This is a genomic window from Burkholderia sp. APQ4-4ca, from assembly GCF_057837105.1.
Genome location: NZ_JBYQCG010000105.1, coordinates 1 through 17,328 on the forward strand (window position 1 = coordinate 1; position 17,328 = coordinate 17,328).

General features: G+C 66.9%; 15 protein-coding genes. 8 read left to right on the forward strand and 7 right to left on the reverse strand.

Translation table 11 applies throughout. The annotated features are described in order from the left end of the window. Positions 1-132: 132 nt before the first annotated feature. The 4 genes from AC3IFE_RS13040 to AC3IFE_RS13055 all read right to left on the reverse strand — a co-directional run bounded on the left by AC3IFE_RS13040 (position 133) and on the right by AC3IFE_RS13055 (position 4,893). The gene (locus AC3IFE_RS13040; protein WP_301737605.1) at positions 133-1,305 is read right to left on the reverse strand and encodes an NAD(P)/FAD-dependent oxidoreductase; all 1,173 of its coding nucleotides are present in this window, start codon (positions 1,303-1,305) and stop codon (positions 133-135) included. Positions 1,306-1,456: 151 nt separating this feature from the next. Beyond that, positions 1,457-2,608 carry a branched-chain amino acid ABC transporter substrate-binding protein gene (locus AC3IFE_RS13045; protein ID WP_489190772.1) on the reverse strand — a complete coding sequence of 384 codons (1,152 nt, stop codon included), beginning with the start codon at positions 2,606-2,608 and terminating at the stop codon, positions 1,457-1,459. Between the two features lie 417 nt (positions 2,609-3,025). After that, positions 3,026-3,217, reverse strand: coding sequence for a CsbD family protein (locus AC3IFE_RS13050; RefSeq protein WP_175883957.1), 192 nt, complete (start codon positions 3,215-3,217; stop codon positions 3,026-3,028). 143 nt (positions 3,218-3,360) lie between these two features. Next, a complete protein-coding gene (locus AC3IFE_RS13055) occupies positions 3,361-4,893 on the reverse strand; it encodes a PAS domain S-box protein (protein ID WP_489190773.1) in 1,533 nt (510 codons plus the stop codon). A 399-nt stretch (positions 4,894-5,292) separates the two neighbouring features. Between AC3IFE_RS13055 and AC3IFE_RS13060 the strand changes: the two genes are divergently transcribed. The 3 genes from AC3IFE_RS13060 to AC3IFE_RS13070 all read left to right on the forward strand — a co-directional run bounded on the left by AC3IFE_RS13060 (position 5,293) and on the right by AC3IFE_RS13070 (position 6,142). Next, the gene (locus tag AC3IFE_RS13060; protein ID WP_176730214.1) at positions 5,293-5,457 is read left to right on the forward strand and encodes a hypothetical protein; all 165 of its coding nucleotides are present in this window, start codon (positions 5,293-5,295) and stop codon (positions 5,455-5,457) included. Between the two features lie 83 nt (positions 5,458-5,540). Beyond that, the gene (locus tag AC3IFE_RS13065; RefSeq protein WP_089469031.1) at positions 5,541-5,891 is read left to right on the forward strand and encodes a BON domain-containing protein; all 351 of its coding nucleotides are present in this window, start codon (positions 5,541-5,543) and stop codon (positions 5,889-5,891) included. Between the two features lie 53 nt (positions 5,892-5,944). After that, positions 5,945-6,142 carry a CsbD family protein gene (locus AC3IFE_RS13070; RefSeq protein ID WP_006479804.1) on the forward strand — a complete coding sequence of 66 codons (198 nt, stop codon included), beginning with the start codon at positions 5,945-5,947 and terminating at the stop codon, positions 6,140-6,142. Positions 6,143-6,380: 238 nt separating this feature from the next. Here the strand turns inward: AC3IFE_RS13070 and AC3IFE_RS13075 are convergent, their stop codons facing one another. Continuing rightward, on the reverse strand, positions 6,381-7,409 hold the full coding sequence (locus tag AC3IFE_RS13075; protein WP_489190774.1) for a DUF1338 domain-containing protein: 1,029 nt from the start codon (positions 7,407-7,409) through the stop codon (positions 6,381-6,383). 226 nt (positions 7,410-7,635) lie between these two features. Here AC3IFE_RS13075 and AC3IFE_RS13080 point away from each other — a divergent pair, with 226 nt between their 5' ends. After that, positions 7,636-8,583: a LysR family transcriptional regulator gene (locus AC3IFE_RS13080; RefSeq protein ID WP_089469029.1), complete on the forward strand. Its 948-nt coding sequence runs from the start codon at positions 7,636-7,638 to the stop codon at positions 8,581-8,583. Positions 8,584-8,777: 194 nt separating this feature from the next. Here the strand turns inward: AC3IFE_RS13080 and AC3IFE_RS13085 are convergent, their stop codons facing one another. Then, entirely contained in the window at positions 8,778-10,907 is a 2,130-nt protein-coding gene (locus AC3IFE_RS13085; protein ID WP_089469028.1) for a TonB-dependent receptor, read from the reverse strand. An 821-nt stretch (positions 10,908-11,728) separates the two neighbouring features. Here AC3IFE_RS13085 and AC3IFE_RS13090 point away from each other — a divergent pair. After that, positions 11,729-13,357: an NADP-dependent glyceraldehyde-3-phosphate dehydrogenase gene (locus tag AC3IFE_RS13090; RefSeq protein ID WP_489190775.1), complete on the forward strand. Its 1,629-nt coding sequence runs from the start codon at positions 11,729-11,731 to the stop codon at positions 13,355-13,357. A gap of 73 nt (positions 13,358-13,430) precedes the next feature. Here the strand turns inward: AC3IFE_RS13090 and AC3IFE_RS13095 are convergent, their stop codons facing one another. Further along, positions 13,431-14,063 (reverse strand): LysE family translocator, encoded by a 633-nt coding sequence (locus AC3IFE_RS13095; protein ID WP_489190776.1) that lies wholly within the window; start codon positions 14,061-14,063, stop codon positions 13,431-13,433. 588 nt (positions 14,064-14,651) lie between these two features. On the opposite strand from AC3IFE_RS13095, the gene AC3IFE_RS13100 reads away from it, so the two are divergent. The 3 genes from AC3IFE_RS13100 (at position 14,652) to AC3IFE_RS13110 (ending at position 17,302) form a co-directional block, all read left to right on the forward strand. After that, positions 14,652-14,975: a DNA-binding protein gene (locus tag AC3IFE_RS13100; protein ID WP_089469025.1), complete on the forward strand. Its 324-nt coding sequence runs from the start codon at positions 14,652-14,654 to the stop codon at positions 14,973-14,975. A 123-nt stretch (positions 14,976-15,098) separates the two neighbouring features. After that, positions 15,099-15,584, forward strand: a complete 486-nt coding sequence (locus AC3IFE_RS13105) for a hypothetical protein (protein ID WP_489190777.1) — start codon at positions 15,099-15,101, stop codon at positions 15,582-15,584. Between the two features lie 242 nt (positions 15,585-15,826). Beyond that, complete coding sequence (locus tag AC3IFE_RS13110; RefSeq protein ID WP_489190778.1) at positions 15,827-17,302, forward strand: PepSY-associated TM helix domain-containing protein; 1,476 nt, start codon at positions 15,827-15,829, stop codon at positions 17,300-17,302. Positions 17,303-17,328 lie beyond the last annotated feature (26 nt).

Here is a 17,328-nt window from a genome sequence, read left to right on the forward strand (position 1 = left end):
CACATTCCGGCATCGACGACATCGAGCGCGGCGCGGCACGCCGACCACGAAAAAAAGCCCGACAACGCCGGGCCAACGGGTTTGAGACACAAGGAGAATCCCGCCCACCCCATACCGGGCGGTCACGCCGCACTACACGACGTTCTTTTCGACGATCGGCCGGTTTTCCAGCACACGCGCCCAGCCGAGCGACGACAGGTCGAGCGTGTCGTAACGCCCGCCCAGAATGAGTTCGCTGACGCCCCGCCCGGTCGCCGGCCCTTGCTGCAGCCCGTGGCCGCTGTAGCCGTTCGCGAACACGACGTTGTCGAGTTCGGGGTGGTAGCCGATGATCGCGTTGTGATCGAACACGTTGTATTCGTAGTAACCGGACCAGCAATTCTCGACGCGCAGCGCCTCGAATTCCGGCACGCGGTGCGCGAGCGTCGGCCAGATCACGTCGTCGAACAGGTCGTGGTCGACTTCGTCGAGCGGCAGGTCGTCCGGGTCGCGATCGGGGCTCGGCGACGTGCCGCAGATATACGTGCGCCCTTCCGGCCGGAAATACACGCCGGTCGGATCGATCAGCAGCGGGCAATCGGCGAGCTTCGCCGGCGACGAGACGTTGAAGATGCTGCGCCGCCGCGCATACACGGGAATGTCGATGCCCATCATCGACGACAGCGTGCGCGTCCATGCACCGGCCGCATTGACGAGCGTGTCGCACGCATGGCGCTCGCCGTCGCCCGTCACGACATGCGTGATCCTGCGGCCGTCGCGCACCACGTCCTTCACGTCGGCCGGCACGTAGCGCGCGCCGAGCGCCTGCGCCTTCTTGCGCAGCGCCTGCACGAGCCCGTAGCCGTCGAACCACCCTTCGCCGCTCGCGCCATACGCACCCGACACGAGATCGTCGACGTTCAGCCACGGAAACTTCGCGCGCAGCGCGTCGCGGTCCAGCAGCCGGATATCGGCGCCGAGGCGCGTCTGCAGCGCATGGTTCTCGCGCAGCGTCGCGTCGCCGGCCGGCGTCGCGAGAAACAGGTAGCCGCCTTCGTGCAGATCGATCGACGGCCGGTTGCCGTCCACTTCGAGCCGTTCGCCGATCGTGCGCAGGAACTCGATGCCGAACAGCGACATCTCGATCGACAGCGGCGTGGAAAACTGCTGGCGAATCGACGCGGCCGACAGCGCCGACGACGATTTGGCATAGGTGGGATCGCGCTCGATGACGGTCACGGCGACCGTGGGGTCGGTGGCGCGCAGGAAATAAGCGATCGAGCTGCCGATCACACCCCCGCCGACGATGACGACTTGAGAACTCACGACTGACTCCGGTTGCACGTAAAAGGCGCAGGGCCTGTGGGTGATGCGTGCCGCGCCCCGCGCGGCGTCGCGCGGGCACACTTCGCGGGCGATCGCTTCGGCTATTTCAGCACGTCCGGCATCGCCGCGAAAGTCCGCGCGCCTGTTGCGTTCAGTCCGCCGATTTCGTCGTGACGGGCTGCCACGCGGCGTTCTTCACTTCATACAGCGTCGAACTCTGGTTCTTCAGGTCGCCCGTGTTCGTGAACGCGATCGTGCCCGTGATGCCGTCGTAGCGCGTGCCCTTCAGCGCGCCGTTGAAATCGGTCGGCTTCGTCGAGTTCGCCTTCTGCATCGCGTTGATCGCGATCCACGTCGCGTCGTATGCGAACGGCGCGTACGCGAGCATGTCGACGCCGTACTTCTGCTTGAATTTCGTTTCGAACTGCTTGCCCTTCGCGAGACGCGCCAGCGGCTGCCCGTATTCCCACACCGATGCGCCTTCGGCCGCATTGCCGGCGAGCCTGATGAAGTTCGCGTTCATCACGCCGCCGCCCGCGAGGAACTGCGCGCGGATGCCGAGCTGGCGCATGCGCTTCACGAGCATCGCGGCCTGTGCGTCGAGGCCGCCGAAGAACACGAGATCGGCGTTGGCGCTCTTGATCTTCGTGAGTTGCGCGCTGAAGTCGACGGCCTTGTCGTTCGTGAATTCGCGCGCGACGATCGTGCCGCCGTTCGCCTTCACGGCCTTCTCGAATTCGTCGGCTTCGCCCTGGCCGAACGCGGTGCGATCGTCGAGGATCGCGATGCGTTTCGCCTTCGTCACGCTCGCCGCATACGTCCCGGCATTGCCGGCGTTCTGCGTGTCGGTCGCGATCACGCGGTACACGGTGTCGAGGCCGGCGCGCGTGATGTCGGGATTGGTCGCCGACGGCGTGATCATCGGAATGCCGGCCTTCGCGTAGATCTTCGACGCGGGCAGCGTCGTGCCCGAATTGAAGTGGCCGATCACGACGGCCACCTGCGCGTCGGCGAGCTGCTGCGCGGCCTGCACGCCGGTGCGCGGATCGCTCTGGTCGTCCTGCGACGCGATCACGAATTTCACCGGCTTGCCGCCGACGGTCGTCCGCGCGGCATTCGCTTCGTCCACCGCCATGCGCACGCCGTTCTCGATGTCCTTGCCGTACGCGGCGCCGCCGCCCGTCAGCGGGCCGGCCACGCCGACCTTGACGATCGTCTCCTGCGCCTGGGCCGCGCCCGGCTGAAACGCGAGAAGCACGGCGGTCAGTGCAGCGCCGGAAAGCGAACGAATGCGGAACGTCATGGCAGTCCTTCTCGTGAGGGTCGGGATGCAACGCGCGATCGGCGCGCGTCGGCAACCTCCTGCGCGCCGGCGATTCCTTGCGCGGCCGACGCGCAATGCGCGCGACCGGTTCGCCGGTCACCGCGATTCCGTCTCCGAAGAACCTTTCATCGCGAAAGAGGTGAATGGATTGTGGGTAGCCAATACCCGTGCGGCAAACGAAATATCGGAACTATGTTGTGAGGATTTTTCATCAAGTTCCGCGGTCATGGCCGATCCGCGGCCCGTATGACGGCGGGCCGTGAATGGAGGGTCTTGCAGGAAATGGCGGCCGCGCCGCCCGATCAAGGCCGGCCGGGGTCATGCCGGCAACGCATCATCGGCGCAATGCCGTCCGGCCGGCCTTCGCGACACCCACGGCGGGCGCCGCGTCGTCGATCAGTGCCGGTCGGTACCCGTCTGGTTGCGCACCGCATCGGCCGCCTCGCCGGCCTTTTCCTGCAGCTTGCCGGCCTGCTGTTCAGCCAGGCCTTCCGCTTCGGTCTCGCGGTCGCCCGTCACCTTGCCGATTGCTTCCTTGACCGAACCCTTGACCTGCTTGAGCTTGCCTTCGACGCGATTCTTGTCCATGGTCATCTCCTGCGATGGTTTGAGGGAGAGCCGGCGATGCGGCGCCCTCCGTCGCACCGCCGAGTGGACAGGATCGCAAGCGGGCGCCGCGCGCGGTAGATGCGGATGCACCAATCGGCATGGTGCATTCGTACCCGCCGCGGTCAGTCCTTGTCCTTCACGCCGCCCTTGTCGCCGCGCGCGCCGTTCGTTTCGGTCGCGCCGACGATCCCGCGCTCGCGCGCCCAGACGATCGCCTCGGCGCGGCTGTGCACGTCGAGCTTCGCGTAGATCGTCGCGACGTGATTGCGCACGGTGTTCGGCGCCAGCCCGAGGCGACCGGCGATCTCCTTGTCGGCGAGGCCATGGCACAGCAGGTCGAACACGTCGCGCTCGCGCGCGGTCAGGTCGGACAACTGCGCGCCCGCATCCGGCGCATTCGCGCGCCGCACGTTCGCCAGCTTCTCGATCAGCGTGCGGCTGAACCACGATGCGTCCTGCATCGCGGTCTCGATCGCATAGACGAGCTCCATCTCGGTGCGCTTGCGGTCGCTGATGTCGAGCAGCGCGACGAGCAGGCAGTCGCGCCCGTGAATCGCGACGGGGTCGGCCGACACGACGCAATCGCGGACGTCGCCGTCGCGGGTGCGGATCTGCACGTCCACGTTGCGCACGTGGCCGTCGCGCGAGAGCCGGCCTTCGATGCGCGGCCACGCGCCGCGTTCGGCCCACAGCCCGATCTCGTCCGCGGATTTGCCGAGCAGGTCGGCCGGTACGTGGCCCGTCATCGCCGCAAACGCGTCGTTCACGTCGAGCAGCTCGAAACGGTCGGCCGTGACGATCGCGGTCGCGACCGGCGCCATCCGGAAGGCCGTCGCGAAGCGCTCCTCGCTTTGCATCAGCGCGCGCTCGGCCTGCTTGCGCGGCTCGAGATCCATGAACGTGAACAGCATGCACGCCTCGCCGTTCATGTCGATCGGCTGCCCGGCGACGACCACGGCCTTGGTGCTGCCGTCGGCCAGTTTCAGCACGGCTTCCATCTGCGGGATCGTCGCGCCTTCGCCGAGCCGCTCGATCGCCAGCTCGCGCCGCTCGGCCTGTTCGAGCACGTCGACCTCGTATACCGAGCGGCCGAGCACGTCGTCGCGCGCGTGGCCCGTCATGTCGAGGAAGCCCTGGTTGACCTTCACGTAGCGCAAGTCGTCGAGCCGGCAGATCACGGCCGGCGCCGGGTTCGCGTTGAAGGTGCGTTCGAAGCGCTCCTCGGCGCTCGCCCATTCGGTCGCGTCGTGCAGCACGAGCGCGAGGCAGTCGGGTGCGCCGGCCGCGTTCGTCAGCACCAGGCTGCGGATGCGGTGCACCCAGCTCACCGATTCGTCGGCGGCCGATTCGACTTCGACCGTCACGTCGCTGAACTCCTCGCCGGCGATCACGCGATCCATCGGATAGTGGCCGTCGCGCACCGGATGGTTGTTCCGGTAGCGCAGCCGGAACCGCTCGCGGTATTCGGTGACGTCCGCGCCGAGCGCCTTCAGCTCGGTCACGCCGTGCATCGCGAGCGCGGCCTCGTTCGCCCAGACGATGCGCTGGTCGGGCTCGATCAGGATCACGCCCTCGGTAAGCCCCGCGATGATCTGGTGAAGCTGGCGCCGGTCGGTATGCGACTTGAGCGCCTGTTCGTCTACTGGTTCGTTCATCGGTTCGTTGTCCCTGTCGTCTTACATGAGCGGTCAACCGTGCGCGGCCCGGGCGCCCGTTGCAGCGTGAAGCGCCGGCCCGCGGGTGCGGCGATGATCACGTGCGGCGCAACGGCGCGACAGGCGCGGATGCACTATCTCGAATAGTACATTCGCACGCCGCCCGCGTTTCGTGCGGCGCCCCGCCGAACGGCGCCGCACGGCCTCGAAGCCCGTCATGCCGCGTTGCCCGGGTCATGGTGCACGTCGTGTGCCCGCCCGCGCGTTCCGTCCCGCGGTGCAAACGCACTAGTCGAACAGGTGAATTTGCGCGATGTCCGCTCGCGTTCGTGTCGGTACGCTGGTACTGCATCGGCGCTCATGCGCTGCTCTTTCCTACCCCAGAGGGAGGACATACCGATGAAATTGCAACAGACACCCGATCCGACGCGGCCCGAACCAGCCCCGGACCGTCCGCCCGAACCGGCGCCGGGGACCGATCCACCGGTGCCGCTGCCGCCCGACGTGCCGCGCCCGGACATGCCGCCGCGCGAACCCGGCTACGACACGCCGATCGCCCGTTAAGCCACGGAAGCGGACGGGAGCGCACGGGAACGATCCGTGCTCCCTCACTGTTGATTCAACCCGCCAATCGAAGGAGAACATCAATGAACAAGACCTCGCACCTTTCGACCCTGCTCGCCGTCAGCGCGGCCTTCCTGCTGTCCGCTGCCCCGCTCACGAACGCGCATGCCCAGGCCTCGTCGACCGACAGCAGCATGGCGAGCGAATCGAATCAACCTGTCACCGACACGTGGATCACGACCAAGGTGAAGGGTGAGCTCGCGACGACCAAGGGTGTGGAAAGCACCGACATCAGCGTGAAGACGGTGGATGGCGTCGTCACGCTCACGGGCGTGCTGCCGACGAAGACCGCCGTGAAGAAGGCCGTCGCCGTGACGCGCGCGATCAAGGGCGTGAAGCACGTCGACGCATCCGGCCTGAAGGCGAAGGCCTGAGCTACCACGCGGCCCACCGCCGCGCTTTTCTCCCCTTACACAAGGAGCACACCATGAACGAAGACAAGATCAAGGGCCAGTGGAAGCAGCTCACCGGCAAGCTGAAGGCCAAGTGGGGCAAGCTGACCGACGACGATCTCCAGGTCGCGGAAGGCAATCGCGATTATCTGGCCGGCAAGATCCAGGAGCGTTACGGGATCGCCCGCGACGAAGCCGAGAAGCAATTGAAGGAATTCGACCGCGAGCTGTAACGCGCGGGTCGTTTCACCCCGCCGCGACGCGCGCTGCGTCGCGGCCACGAGGAGGATAACGACATGGGCAAATATCTGATCGCCTGGCTGCTCGGCGTACCGATCGGGCTGCTGGTGCTGTTCTTTCTGGTGTCGCACCTCTTCTGACGCACGCGACGCCTCGTCGACGAAAACGGGCCGACGGCTGAAACCAGCCGCCGGCCCTTCTCTTTTGCGTGCGGTACGTGATGCGTCGCGCTTACTTCACCGCGTTCGCCGTCATCTTGAAGATGCCCTGCGCGTTGCCCGCGTCGAAGCGCAGGTCGGTCACCCAGCGACGCGACGCCTGGTCGAACGTGCGCTTGCGCGTGATGAACTCGTAGAACGAACCCGGCACGTCGCGCTTCACCGTGCCGCCGTCGCGGGTGCGGAACTCGCGCTCGACCGTATCGGCGCGATAGGCCGTCTGGAACACGCGGCCCGAGCGCGAGCGTTCGACTTCCGGCTTCATCGGCCGGCCCTTCGCCTTCTCGTCGTCGGACAGCTTGAACACGTCAGCGACGCGGTCGGTCGCATGATTGAACGCATTGCCTTCGGTCGCGATCCACGCCATTTCCGCCGATTCCATCAACAGCGTCTCGTAGTCGAGTTCGTCCGGCACGTCGTGCTGACGCGCGAACGCGCCGACGATTTCCGGCAGTAGCGCATGCGCGGCATCCAGCGGCAGCCAGCCTTCGCGCTCGACTTCCCACAGCAGCGCGACGGCCGCCGGCGACAGCGGATCGCGCGACGAGCCGACGACGTTCGTCACCGCCTGCTGGAATTCCTTCGAGAAGCGCTCCGGATGCAGTTCGCTGACGAAGAACTGCGCGATTTCGTCCGGCGCGTCTTCATGCGCATACGCGCGGCCGGTCATGCCGAGCTTGTCGAGCGGGTAGCGGCCGTTCAGGCGAAAGCCGAGCGGCCGCAGGATACGCGTGAACGCGGCCTCGCCCGGCGGCAGCGCGCCCGTGTGCGGCCAGCGCACCGTGCGCAGCGCGCCGTGGTCGAAATAGACGGAGCCGCCGCGTTCGATCGCGTCGGCCGTATACGCGCGGCCGTTCGCCGACCGCTCGAGCAACCCTTCGAACAGCGCCATGTTCATCGCCTGCGCGATTTCCGCGCGCGTCACGACGCCGTCTTCCCATTCCTCGAGGATGGCCGGCATGTTCAGGGTCGAGAACAGGGCGTCGGTCTTCGCCTGTCCCAGCAGCTTCGTCAGCAAGCTGTCGATATTCGGATTGCGCATCAGGATTCTCGTCTCGGGGGACCCGCCGGCAAACGTGCCGGCAAACTCGTCGGCCGGCCGCCCGCGGGCGCCTGACCTGGCACGGGAAGCATTATTCAAAGGGTTGCAGCGGGGCGTAAAGCGAGATTAAATTGATATGTGATGAGTTTTTGGAATTATCAGCCGCTTTTCGCTCGTCTCTCGCCCCCGTCCGGCGCGGCCCTTTTTATCAGATGAATCGAGCATCATGCGCAAATTCAAGATCCCCAACATGGGCGCGCTGGTGGCTTTCGAAGCCGCCGCCCGCCACGAGAGCTTCACGCACGCGGCCAAGGAACTGTTCCTGACCGAAAGCGCGGTGTCGCGGCAGATCGCGACGCTGGAGGCGAGCCTCGGCGTGCGGCTGTTCGCGCGCGTGAAGCAGCGCGTCGTGCTGACGCGCGCCGGCAAGCTGTACGGCACGCAGGTGCGGCGCGCGCTGGAAGCGCTCGATCGCGACACGCTGTCGATCATCGCGCACGGCAGCGGCGGCGGTTACCTGGAACTCGCGGTGCTGCCGACCTTCGCGTCGCACTGGCTGATTCCGCGCATCAAGAGCTTCTACGACCGCACGCCGGACGTGCGCGTGAACATGGGCAGCCGCACCGACCTGTTCTCGTTCGAGGACACGCACTTCGAAGCCGCGATCCACTACGGCAAGCCGACCTGGCCCGGCACGTCGTCCGACTACCTGTTCGGCGAGGAAGTCGTGCCGATCTGCTCGCCCGCGCTGCTGAACGGGCCCGTGGAGCGCGTCGAGGATCTGCTCGCGTATCCGCTGCTGCACTCGACGACGCGCCCCGGCGCGTGGGCGCAGTGGTTCGAGACGCACGGCGTCGAGGACATCCGCACGATGCAGGGCGTGCGCTACGAACTGCATACGATGCTGATCAGCGCGGCCGCGGCCGGGCTCGGCGTCGCGCTCGTGCCGAAGTTCTTCGTCGAGGAGCAGTTGCAGCAGCTCGGCCTCGTCGTGCCGTGCGACGCCGCAACCGTCGGCGATTCGGCGTATTACCTCGTGTATCCGACCGAGTTTAGCCACAGCAAGCCGCTGGAGTCGTTCCGCGGCTGGCTGCTCGAACAGGCGAGCGCGTATGCGGCGCCGGAGCGCGATGTGCACGACGACGATGAAGAGGATGACGAAGACGTCGAGTAATGGCGTGGTGGCGCCGATGTCATCGCGCGCTGACGCCGCATGCGTGCCGCGCCAGCGCGTCGGCTGACACGATCTTCACCAGGAGCGCGCGGGCGCGGCCGCTCATGCTCGGCACATTGATCGCGAGGCGCGATCATGGGCATTCAGATGCGGGGCATCGTGACGGCGCCCCGCATCGTCGCACACCGCGTGCGTTACATGTGCCACTTCACCGTGGCGGTCAGCGTACGCGGATCGCCGGGCATGTTGTACAGGTCCGCGTTGCCGTGCGCGGCGATGAAGTAGCGGCGATTGAACAGGTTGTCGAGCGTGAGCGTCACGTCGACCTTCTTGCTGCGATAGCCGGCGCCCAGGTTGAACACCGTGAACGACGGCAGCGTGACGAGATCGCTCGCCGACGTATAGCGCGCCGACTGGAACTGCATGCCGGCCGCCGCATAGAAGCCGTACGGCAGCTCGCGCTTGAGCCACAGGTTCGCGCTGTGGCGCGGCATCAGCCCCGGCGTGTTGCTCGACACCGCGAGGCCGGCCGCCGTCGATTGCGCGGACCCGTCCACCGTGCCGTTCAGGTACGCGTAACCCGCATACACCGACCACTTCGGCGCGATCTCGCCGGTGAAGCCGAGCTCCATCCCGTGCACGTGCTGCGTGCCGATCGGCAGCGCGTAGCCGGGATTCGCGGGGTCGCCGATCTGCTGGTTGGTCTGGCGCATGTCGAACAGCGCGACGCTGGCCGTCGCCTTGCCGCCAAGGTCGAAGCGCGAGCCGACTTCATACGCGGTGGTCTTCTGCGGCGCGAGCGCGGCGCCGTTCGAGAACGCGCCGGAACTGATCAGCGTGTCGGCCAGCGGCGAGAACGACTGGCTGAACGACCCGTACAGCGTGAGCCAGTCGAGCGGTTCGTAGATCAGCCCGACGCGCGGGCTCCACGCGTGGTCGGTACGGTCGAGATTGACGTTCGACGACGTGTAGTCGTGACGGATCTGGTTCAGGTAGTCGAAGCGCAGGCCGGCGAGCACCTTCCAGTGTTCGGTCAGCGAGATCAGGTCCTGCGCGTAGACGCCCGCGAGCCCGACGACGGTCGACGCGTTCGTCTTCGCACGCGAGCCGATCGGCACGCCCGGGAGGACGACCGGCTGCGGATTGAAGAGATCGTAGGTCGCGACTTTCGTCACGCTGTAGATCGTGTCGAACTTCTGCTGCTGCGACAGCTCCAGCCCGTACAGCAGCTCGTGGCGCATGCCGAACAGCGACGTCTTCTGCGTGAGTTCGAACAGGCCGTCGATGCCGTGATCGGTACGCTGGCGCGTCGACTGGTCGAGCGTGACGACCGGGTGCGCGGCGGTCTTGATCGGCTCGTACGTCACGTAGTTCTTCCGCTCGAGCGAGAAGTCGTACGCGCGGATCGCGCCGTGGAACGACAGCGAATCGTTGAAGCGGTGATCGAGCGACACCGTCGCGCTTTTCGCGGAGACGTCGTTGTACGAACTGTTCACCCCGTCGGCCGACCCGTAGTACGTGTTGATCGGCACGTCGACCGGCCGGCCGCGATACGCGGGTATCCCCTGGTCGGACGTGCGGCGGTCGTGCAGGTAGTCGAATTCGACGTTCAGCACGGTGTCGCGATCGAGCTTGAACTGCGCGGACGGCGCGATCGCCTGCCGGTTGAGCTGGAACTGGTCGCGGAAGCTGTTCGAATTCTCGGCCGCGCCGGTCATGCGAAAGCGCGCCGCGTCGTTCGCGTTCCAGCCGAGGTCGAATTCGCCGCGCCGCTCGCCGCGCGTGCCGAGCGCCACGCCCACGTCGTTCACCGGGTTCGCCTGCGGCCGCTTCAGCACGCGGTTCACGATGCCGCCCGCCGAGCCGCGCCCGTACAGCACGGCCGCCGGCCCCTTCAGCACTTCCACGCGATCGACGTTCGACAGGTCGCGGTAGTACAGCGCGTCGTCGCGAATGCCGTCGACGTACTGGTCCGTGATGCTGTTGAAGCCGCGGATCGTGATCTGGTCGCGCTGGCCGTCGCCGACCGAGAAACCGACGCCCGGCACGTTGCGCAATGCGTCCTGCAGCGACGTCGCGTTCTGATCCTCGATCACCGCATGCGGCACGACGTTCACGGTCTGCGGCACGTCCATCAGCGACATGTCGGTCTTGGTCGCCGCGCGCGAGTGGCCGCCGTCGTACGACGCATGTTCGGCGGCCGCGTTGACGGAAATCGCGGGCAGGGTCGCCGCGGCGTCGGTCGCCTGCGCAAACGAAGTGCGGGCGCCGGCCAGCGACGTGGCGATCAGAAGCGCATGGCACGCGCTCGTGTTGAGTTTCATCGTGAACGTAGAAGGTGGTGAAGAAAGCGGCGAACGGCCGGCGCGGATCGCTGCCGGCCCGCGCAACCGGCACGAAAAAAGCCGTGACGCCTCGTCACGGCCCGTAATGCGGCGAAATAATAAACGAGAATGATTCGTGTTTTTAATTAATTTTCACCGTGTCGCCTGCCCGCAACGTGAACTCGCATTGCCCTCTGCATTCCTGACGAATGCCTTTCTATTTAGACGCTCAGGCGGCTGAAAGCGTAATAAAAACGAAAGAATTTGACCGGTCGCCGCATGTGGCAACGCTTGGAAAAGGTGGAATTCGGGACGGGGCGATGGAGACGGGAGACGCTGGAGAGGATGACAAAGAATCGGGAGAAACAGGCGGGACGGATTCAATAGTCCGGTGCGCGCCGGACCGGGCAACCCCGACCCGGCGCTCCGGGCAGCCGACCTCGTATCGGCGGTGCGGCGGATCTTCTTCTATTCTTCACTACGTCTGCTCTCAGGTTCACTGCATTTTTTTCCTCACCGCGTCAGACCATTATCCGCTCAATTCTGCGGAAGTAAAACGTTTGCGGTTGCACCCCAGCTGTTATCCCGGCGATTCGGCAACAGTCTTTCCGAATGCTTACGGTAATTGCGACGCGATTCTCGCTGTGTTGCATTCGTTGCGACGTTCCTTTTAAATGGAACTGGTTCCATTCATCGAGCCGGCCATGTTCGCGCGTGACGAGGCGTCGCCCGCGCGTCATGATGCCGATTCGGGATCGAGGATCATCCCTTCAGGATTCGCATCGCCCGTCCTTCCCGGACACCCGTCAAACGAGACCGTCATGCCCGATTCCGCCTCCCTGCAGCACCTGTTTCCCGCGTTACAGGACATCCCCGCCGAATTCCGGCTGGCTTCGCCGATTCACCAGCGCGTGTCGCTCGTCGACGGCGAATTGCGACCATGGGACGGCACGACCAAGACCGTGCTGTCGCCCGTGTGCGTACGGCAGGCGGACGGCAGCGTCGAACAGGTCGAGATCGGCAGCTACCCGGTGATGGGCGAGACGGAAAGCGACGCGGCGCTCGACGCCGCGGTGCGCGCGTACGACGCCGGCCGCGGCGAGTGGCCGACGATGAAGGTCGAGCAGCGCATCGCGTGCATGCAGGACTTCATCAAGCGGATGGTCGCGCAGCGCGAACTCGTCGTGAACCTGATCATGTGGGAGATCGGCAAGAGCCTCGCCGATTCGCAGAAGGAGTTCGACCGCACCGTCACGTACATGACGCAGACGATCGACGCGCTGAAGGAGCTCGACAACGCGAACTCGCGCTTCGTGATCGCGGAAGGCACGATCGGCCAGATCCGCCGCACGCCGCTCGGCGTCGTGCTGTGCATGGGCCCGTACAACTATCCGCTGAACGAAACCTTCGCGACGCTGATCCCCGCGCTGCTGATGGGCAACACCGTGGTGTTCAAGCCGCCTCAATACGGCACGCTGCTGTTCGAGCCGCTGCTCGAAGCGTTCCGCGACGCGTTCCCGAAGGGCGTGATCAATACGATCTACGCGCCGGGCGCGGTGGTCGTGCCGCACATGCTCGCGTCGGGCAAGATCAACGTGCTCGCGCTGATCGGCTCGAGCAAGGTCGCCGATCACCTGAAGAAGCAGCATCCGAAGTCGCACCGGCTGCGCGCGATCCTCGGGCTCGACGCGAAGAACGCGGCGATCGTGCTGCCCGACGCCGATCTCGACCTCACCGTGAAGGAGTGCCTGCTCGGCGCGCTGTCGTTCAACGGCCAGCGCTGTACCGCGCTGAAGATGCTGCTCGTGCATCGCTCGATCGTCGACGAATTCCTGAAGCGCTTCACCGCCGCGCTCGAACAGCTGAAGATCGGCATGCCGTGGGAAAAGGGCGTCAGCATCACGCCGCTGCCCGGCATGCATCGCACCGCGTACATGACCGACGCGATCGACGACGCGAGGGCGTTGGGTGCGCAGGTCGTCAACCATCAGGGCGGCGAATTCAGCAAGACGCTGTTCTACCCGGCCGTCGTGTATCCGGTGTCCGAAGGGATGAAGCTGTACCGCGAGGAGCAGTTCGGGCCGATCATTCCGGTCGCGCCGTTCGACGACGTGGACACCGCGCTCGACTACGTGACGACGTCGGAGCACGGCCAGCAGGTCAGCATCTTCGGTTCGGACCCGGCGCAGATCGGCGCGCTCGTCGATCCGCTCGTGAACCAGGTGTGCCGCGTGAACATCAACTGCCAGTGCCAGCGCGGGCCCGACGTGTTTCCGTTCGCGGGCCGCAAGGATTCGGCGGAAGGCACGCTGTCGGTGACCGACGCGCTGCGCGCGTTCTCGATCCGCTCGATGGTCGCGGCGAAGCAGACGGACAGCAGCAAGCAACTGCTCGATTCGATCGTGTCGGATCACCACTCGAAGTTCATCAATACGGGCTTCATTTTCTGAAGCCGGCTTGATCGATGCCGGGGCCTCCGTCGCACATGGTGCGGCGGAGGGTTTCGGGCACGCTCCGCGCGGGCTAGACGTTCGTCGCCAGCAGCCGAACGCCCGCCACGCCGAACACCACGGCCAGACACGCTTCCATCGCGCGCCGCCCACGCACGTACAGCCGGCGCGCACCGTCCATCGAGAACACCAGCGCATAGCCGCCGAACACCAGGCAGCCGATCGCGAGGCAGCCCGGTACGACGGCGCCGTGCGTGCCGCCCGCGCCGTTCGACGACAGCGCGACGATCGATACCCACACGAGAATCGCCTTCGGATTGGTCAGGTGCAGCATCGCGCCGCGCACGTAGAAGCGCGACAGCCGCTGCTCGCGCGCCGCGTTCGCCGCTGCCGCCGGCGGGCCCGACAGCGCCGTGCGCCCCGACTTGAACGCGAGCCACAGCAGGTACAGCCCGCCGAAGACCTTGATCGCGACCAGCAGCTTCGACCACGCGAGCAGTGCGGCCGAGATGCCGAGCGCCGCCACCGTCGCCCAGAACATCGAACCGGAAATCACGCCGAGCGCGAACGCAAGGGCCGCCTTGCGCCCCTGGTTCGCGGCGACCGACATGATCGCGAGATTGCTCGGCCCGGGGCTGGCCGTGCCGATGAAATAAGCGGTGTAGGCAAGCAGCAGGTTGGCGGAGAAGAAAGCGTGGACGCTCATGTCGAACCTCGCGGAGATGGTCGGGAGATTGTTGGCAAACCCGCGCCGTCTGCCCATGGACAATTGCGCGGCAATTCGCTGGGCCAGTTGTGTGGCCATGCAACCGTTCGTCGCGCGCCGACCGTCTCTGTTTTGAAACAACCGGCGCATCCGCCGCCGGTGCGTGCGACACGGCGGCGGGGCGCGGCGTGCAGCCGTTTCTCGTCGGCGAACGCACGGCGGGCGCGGCCATCCGCCGGCACGCGTCGTCCCGGCCTATCGTCGGCAGAAACGCACGATGCGCCGAATGCCCGCGTTACGTTACATCCGTGAAGCATTTCGCGTCGTCGCGCCTCGCCGGGCGCTCGACACGGTCCCGCTCCCGCCCATAGACACCCTCCTCGATCGCCTGCGCGATCCAGTCCCGACGGGACTCGCCGAGCGATGCCGGATCGCGGCTCAACATTACTCAACAATCGTCCGGCGGCGCTGGTACGGAACCTGCATTCCGTTCGGGCAGAAGCCGCGCCCGTTACCGCGCGGACATGAATTCACCCCGGGCGCTCGCCGGACGCGCCCGTACGATATGCACACGCAACGAGGCTCTCCATGGATGCGCAGCCCAATTCGTCCGATTCGTCGTTCCAGCTGTTCCTCGCGAAGGTGCTCGAACAGCCGCTGCCCGACTGGACCGAAAAACAGCAGATGGAACTCGAGATGGCGCACGCGCTGTCGACGCAAATGGTTACGCTCGCCGAAGACATGCGCGGCCGCACGCCCGATCTCGCGCGCTGCCTCGTGCTGCTGCGCTACGCGAAGGTGCTCGACTTCATGCTGACGTCGCTCGCCGCGCACCGCGACATTCATCCGCAGACGCTGCGCACGCTGTTCCGGCTCGCGAACCTGAAGGTCGACGACGCGTATCCGGTGTGAGCCGGCACAACGGACCGGCGGCCGCGCACGACCGCCGCGGCCACGCCGGCCGTGCGTGATTCGCCCGCCGCCCACGCACGGCCCGCCTGCCCCTCCGCGCAAACGGAGGTACAATCGCGCGCCATGAACGCACTTCGCCGCTTCCTGCTCCGGCCAGGCGTCGCGCGACAGTGGCTGTGGGGGTTCCTCCTCGTGACGCTGCTGTCCCGCGCGCTGATGTCGGGCGCCGTAATGCTCGATCCGGACGGTCCGGAGGCGGGCTCGGTGGTGCTGTGTTCGGGCCGAGGCCCGCTGATCGTCGCCGGCGCCGCACTGGCCGCCCGCTTCGACGCGAGCGCGCCGATCACGCCGGCCAACGATGCGCTCGCGCTCGTCGATGCACTCAAGCATGACAAGCACGCCGACAAGGCCCCATCCTCCCGCGACGGCGACAGCCTGTGCGCATTCGGCGCCGCGCTGTTCACCGCGCTCGCCTCGTTCGTGCTGCTGGCGCTGCTGTTTCCCGCTGCGCCGCCGCGGCGCTTCCGCGTTCACTTCTACAGCCCTCCTTTCGTGCGATCGATATTCGACGATCGCCCGCCCTCCCGCGCTCCTCCCCGGTTCTGCTGAACGTTCCGCCCGGTGGCGCATGCACGTCGACGTGCATGCGCGTTCACGCCGTTCGTTTCGCCCGACCTGATTCACGCGTTCACCCGCCTGCCCGCTTCGCGCGGGCGACGCCGCCCTGCGCCCCGTTTGCGCAGCGCGCCGCGCCGCCTGCCGCGCCGACGCACGCACGCGGGTGCGACGCACGTTGACGGCAGCCTGCCCGCGCCGGCTCCGCCGTTCGACGCACCCGAGGAGTTCACACCATGTCGACCATCGTCGATCGGGCCATCTCGCCCGCCCGTTCCGCCAGCGCCGGTTACCGGACGCTCTGGCGCTGGCATTTCTATGCCGGCCTGTTCGTGATGCCGTTCCTCGTGATCCTCGCGATCACGGGCACGCTCTACTGCTTCCAGCCGCAGATCGAGCCGCTGCTGTATCCGCACCGGCTGGTCGTCGAACCGCGCGCGACGCCGCGGCTCGATGCCGACACGCTGCTCGCCCGCGCCCGCACCGCGATGCCGGCCGGCGCAACGCCGGTTTCCGTGCAAGTCTCCACCGCGCCGGATCGCAGCGCCGAGTACGTTTTCCGGCTGCGCGACGGCAGCCGCGAGAGCGTGTACGTGAACCCGTACGACGGCCGCGTGCTCGGCACGCTGAGCGTCGAGAACCGCTTCATGCAGGTCGACCGGATGCTGCATCGCAAGCTGCTGCTCGGCAAGACCGGCGAGTTGCTGATGGAACTCGCCGCCTGCTGGACGTTCGTGATGATCGGCACCGGCATCGCGCTGTGGTGGCCGCGCGGCGCGGCACGCGCCGGGCGTGCGCTGCGGCCCGACCTGTCGCTGCGCGGCCGGCCGCTGTGGAAGAGCGTTCACGCGACGGCCGGCATCTGGCTCGCGGCCGGCACGATCGCATTCATCCTGTCCGGGCTGCCGTGGTCGGGCTCGTGGGGCAAGAACTTCAAGGCGCTCGCCGCGACCGTGAACCTAGGCGCGCCGGAAGGCGCGTGGGGCGGTGCGTCGGTGCGCTCGACGCGCCCGGGCGCCGCCGCGACGGCCGAGACCGCGCATGCGCGTGCGCCGGGTACCGCCCCGTCCGGCCATCACCACGAATCGGACGAATCGATGCCCGGGATGGTGATGGACGACCTGCCGCTGCCGCAAACGCCGTGGGCGGTCGGCAACGTGCCCGTGCCGCATTCGCCGTCCGCGCCGACGCCCGCGCCGCTGCCGCTCGCCCGCGCGATCGCGATCGTCGCCGGGCTCGGCGTGACGAGCGGCTATACGCTCGCGCTGCCGTCCGGCGCGGACGGCGTGTTCACCGCGTCGTACTTTCCGGCCGACCCGAAGGCCGAACGCACGATCTACGTCGACCAGTACAGCGGCGCGGTACTGAAGGACATCCGCTATGACGACTACGGCGCGGTATCGCGCGCGGTGTCGTACGGCACGTCGCTGCACATGGGCCGTTATTTCGGGCTCGCGAACCAGATCGTCTGCGCGGTGCTGTCGCTCGGGCTGGCCGCGATGGCCGTCACGGGCACCGTGATGTGGTGGAAGCGCCGCCCGGCCCGGACGCTGGGCGCACCGTCGCGCGAACGCGGCGCGCCGCCGATGCGCGGCTGGATCGCCGGGCTCGTGCTGCTCGGCATCGTGTTCCCGTTGATGGGGCTGACGATCGTCGCGGTCTGGATGCTCGACCGGCTGCTGTTCGGCCGCGCGGCGCGCGCCGCGGCGTGATGGACGCAAGCGCTTCTCCCCTTCGA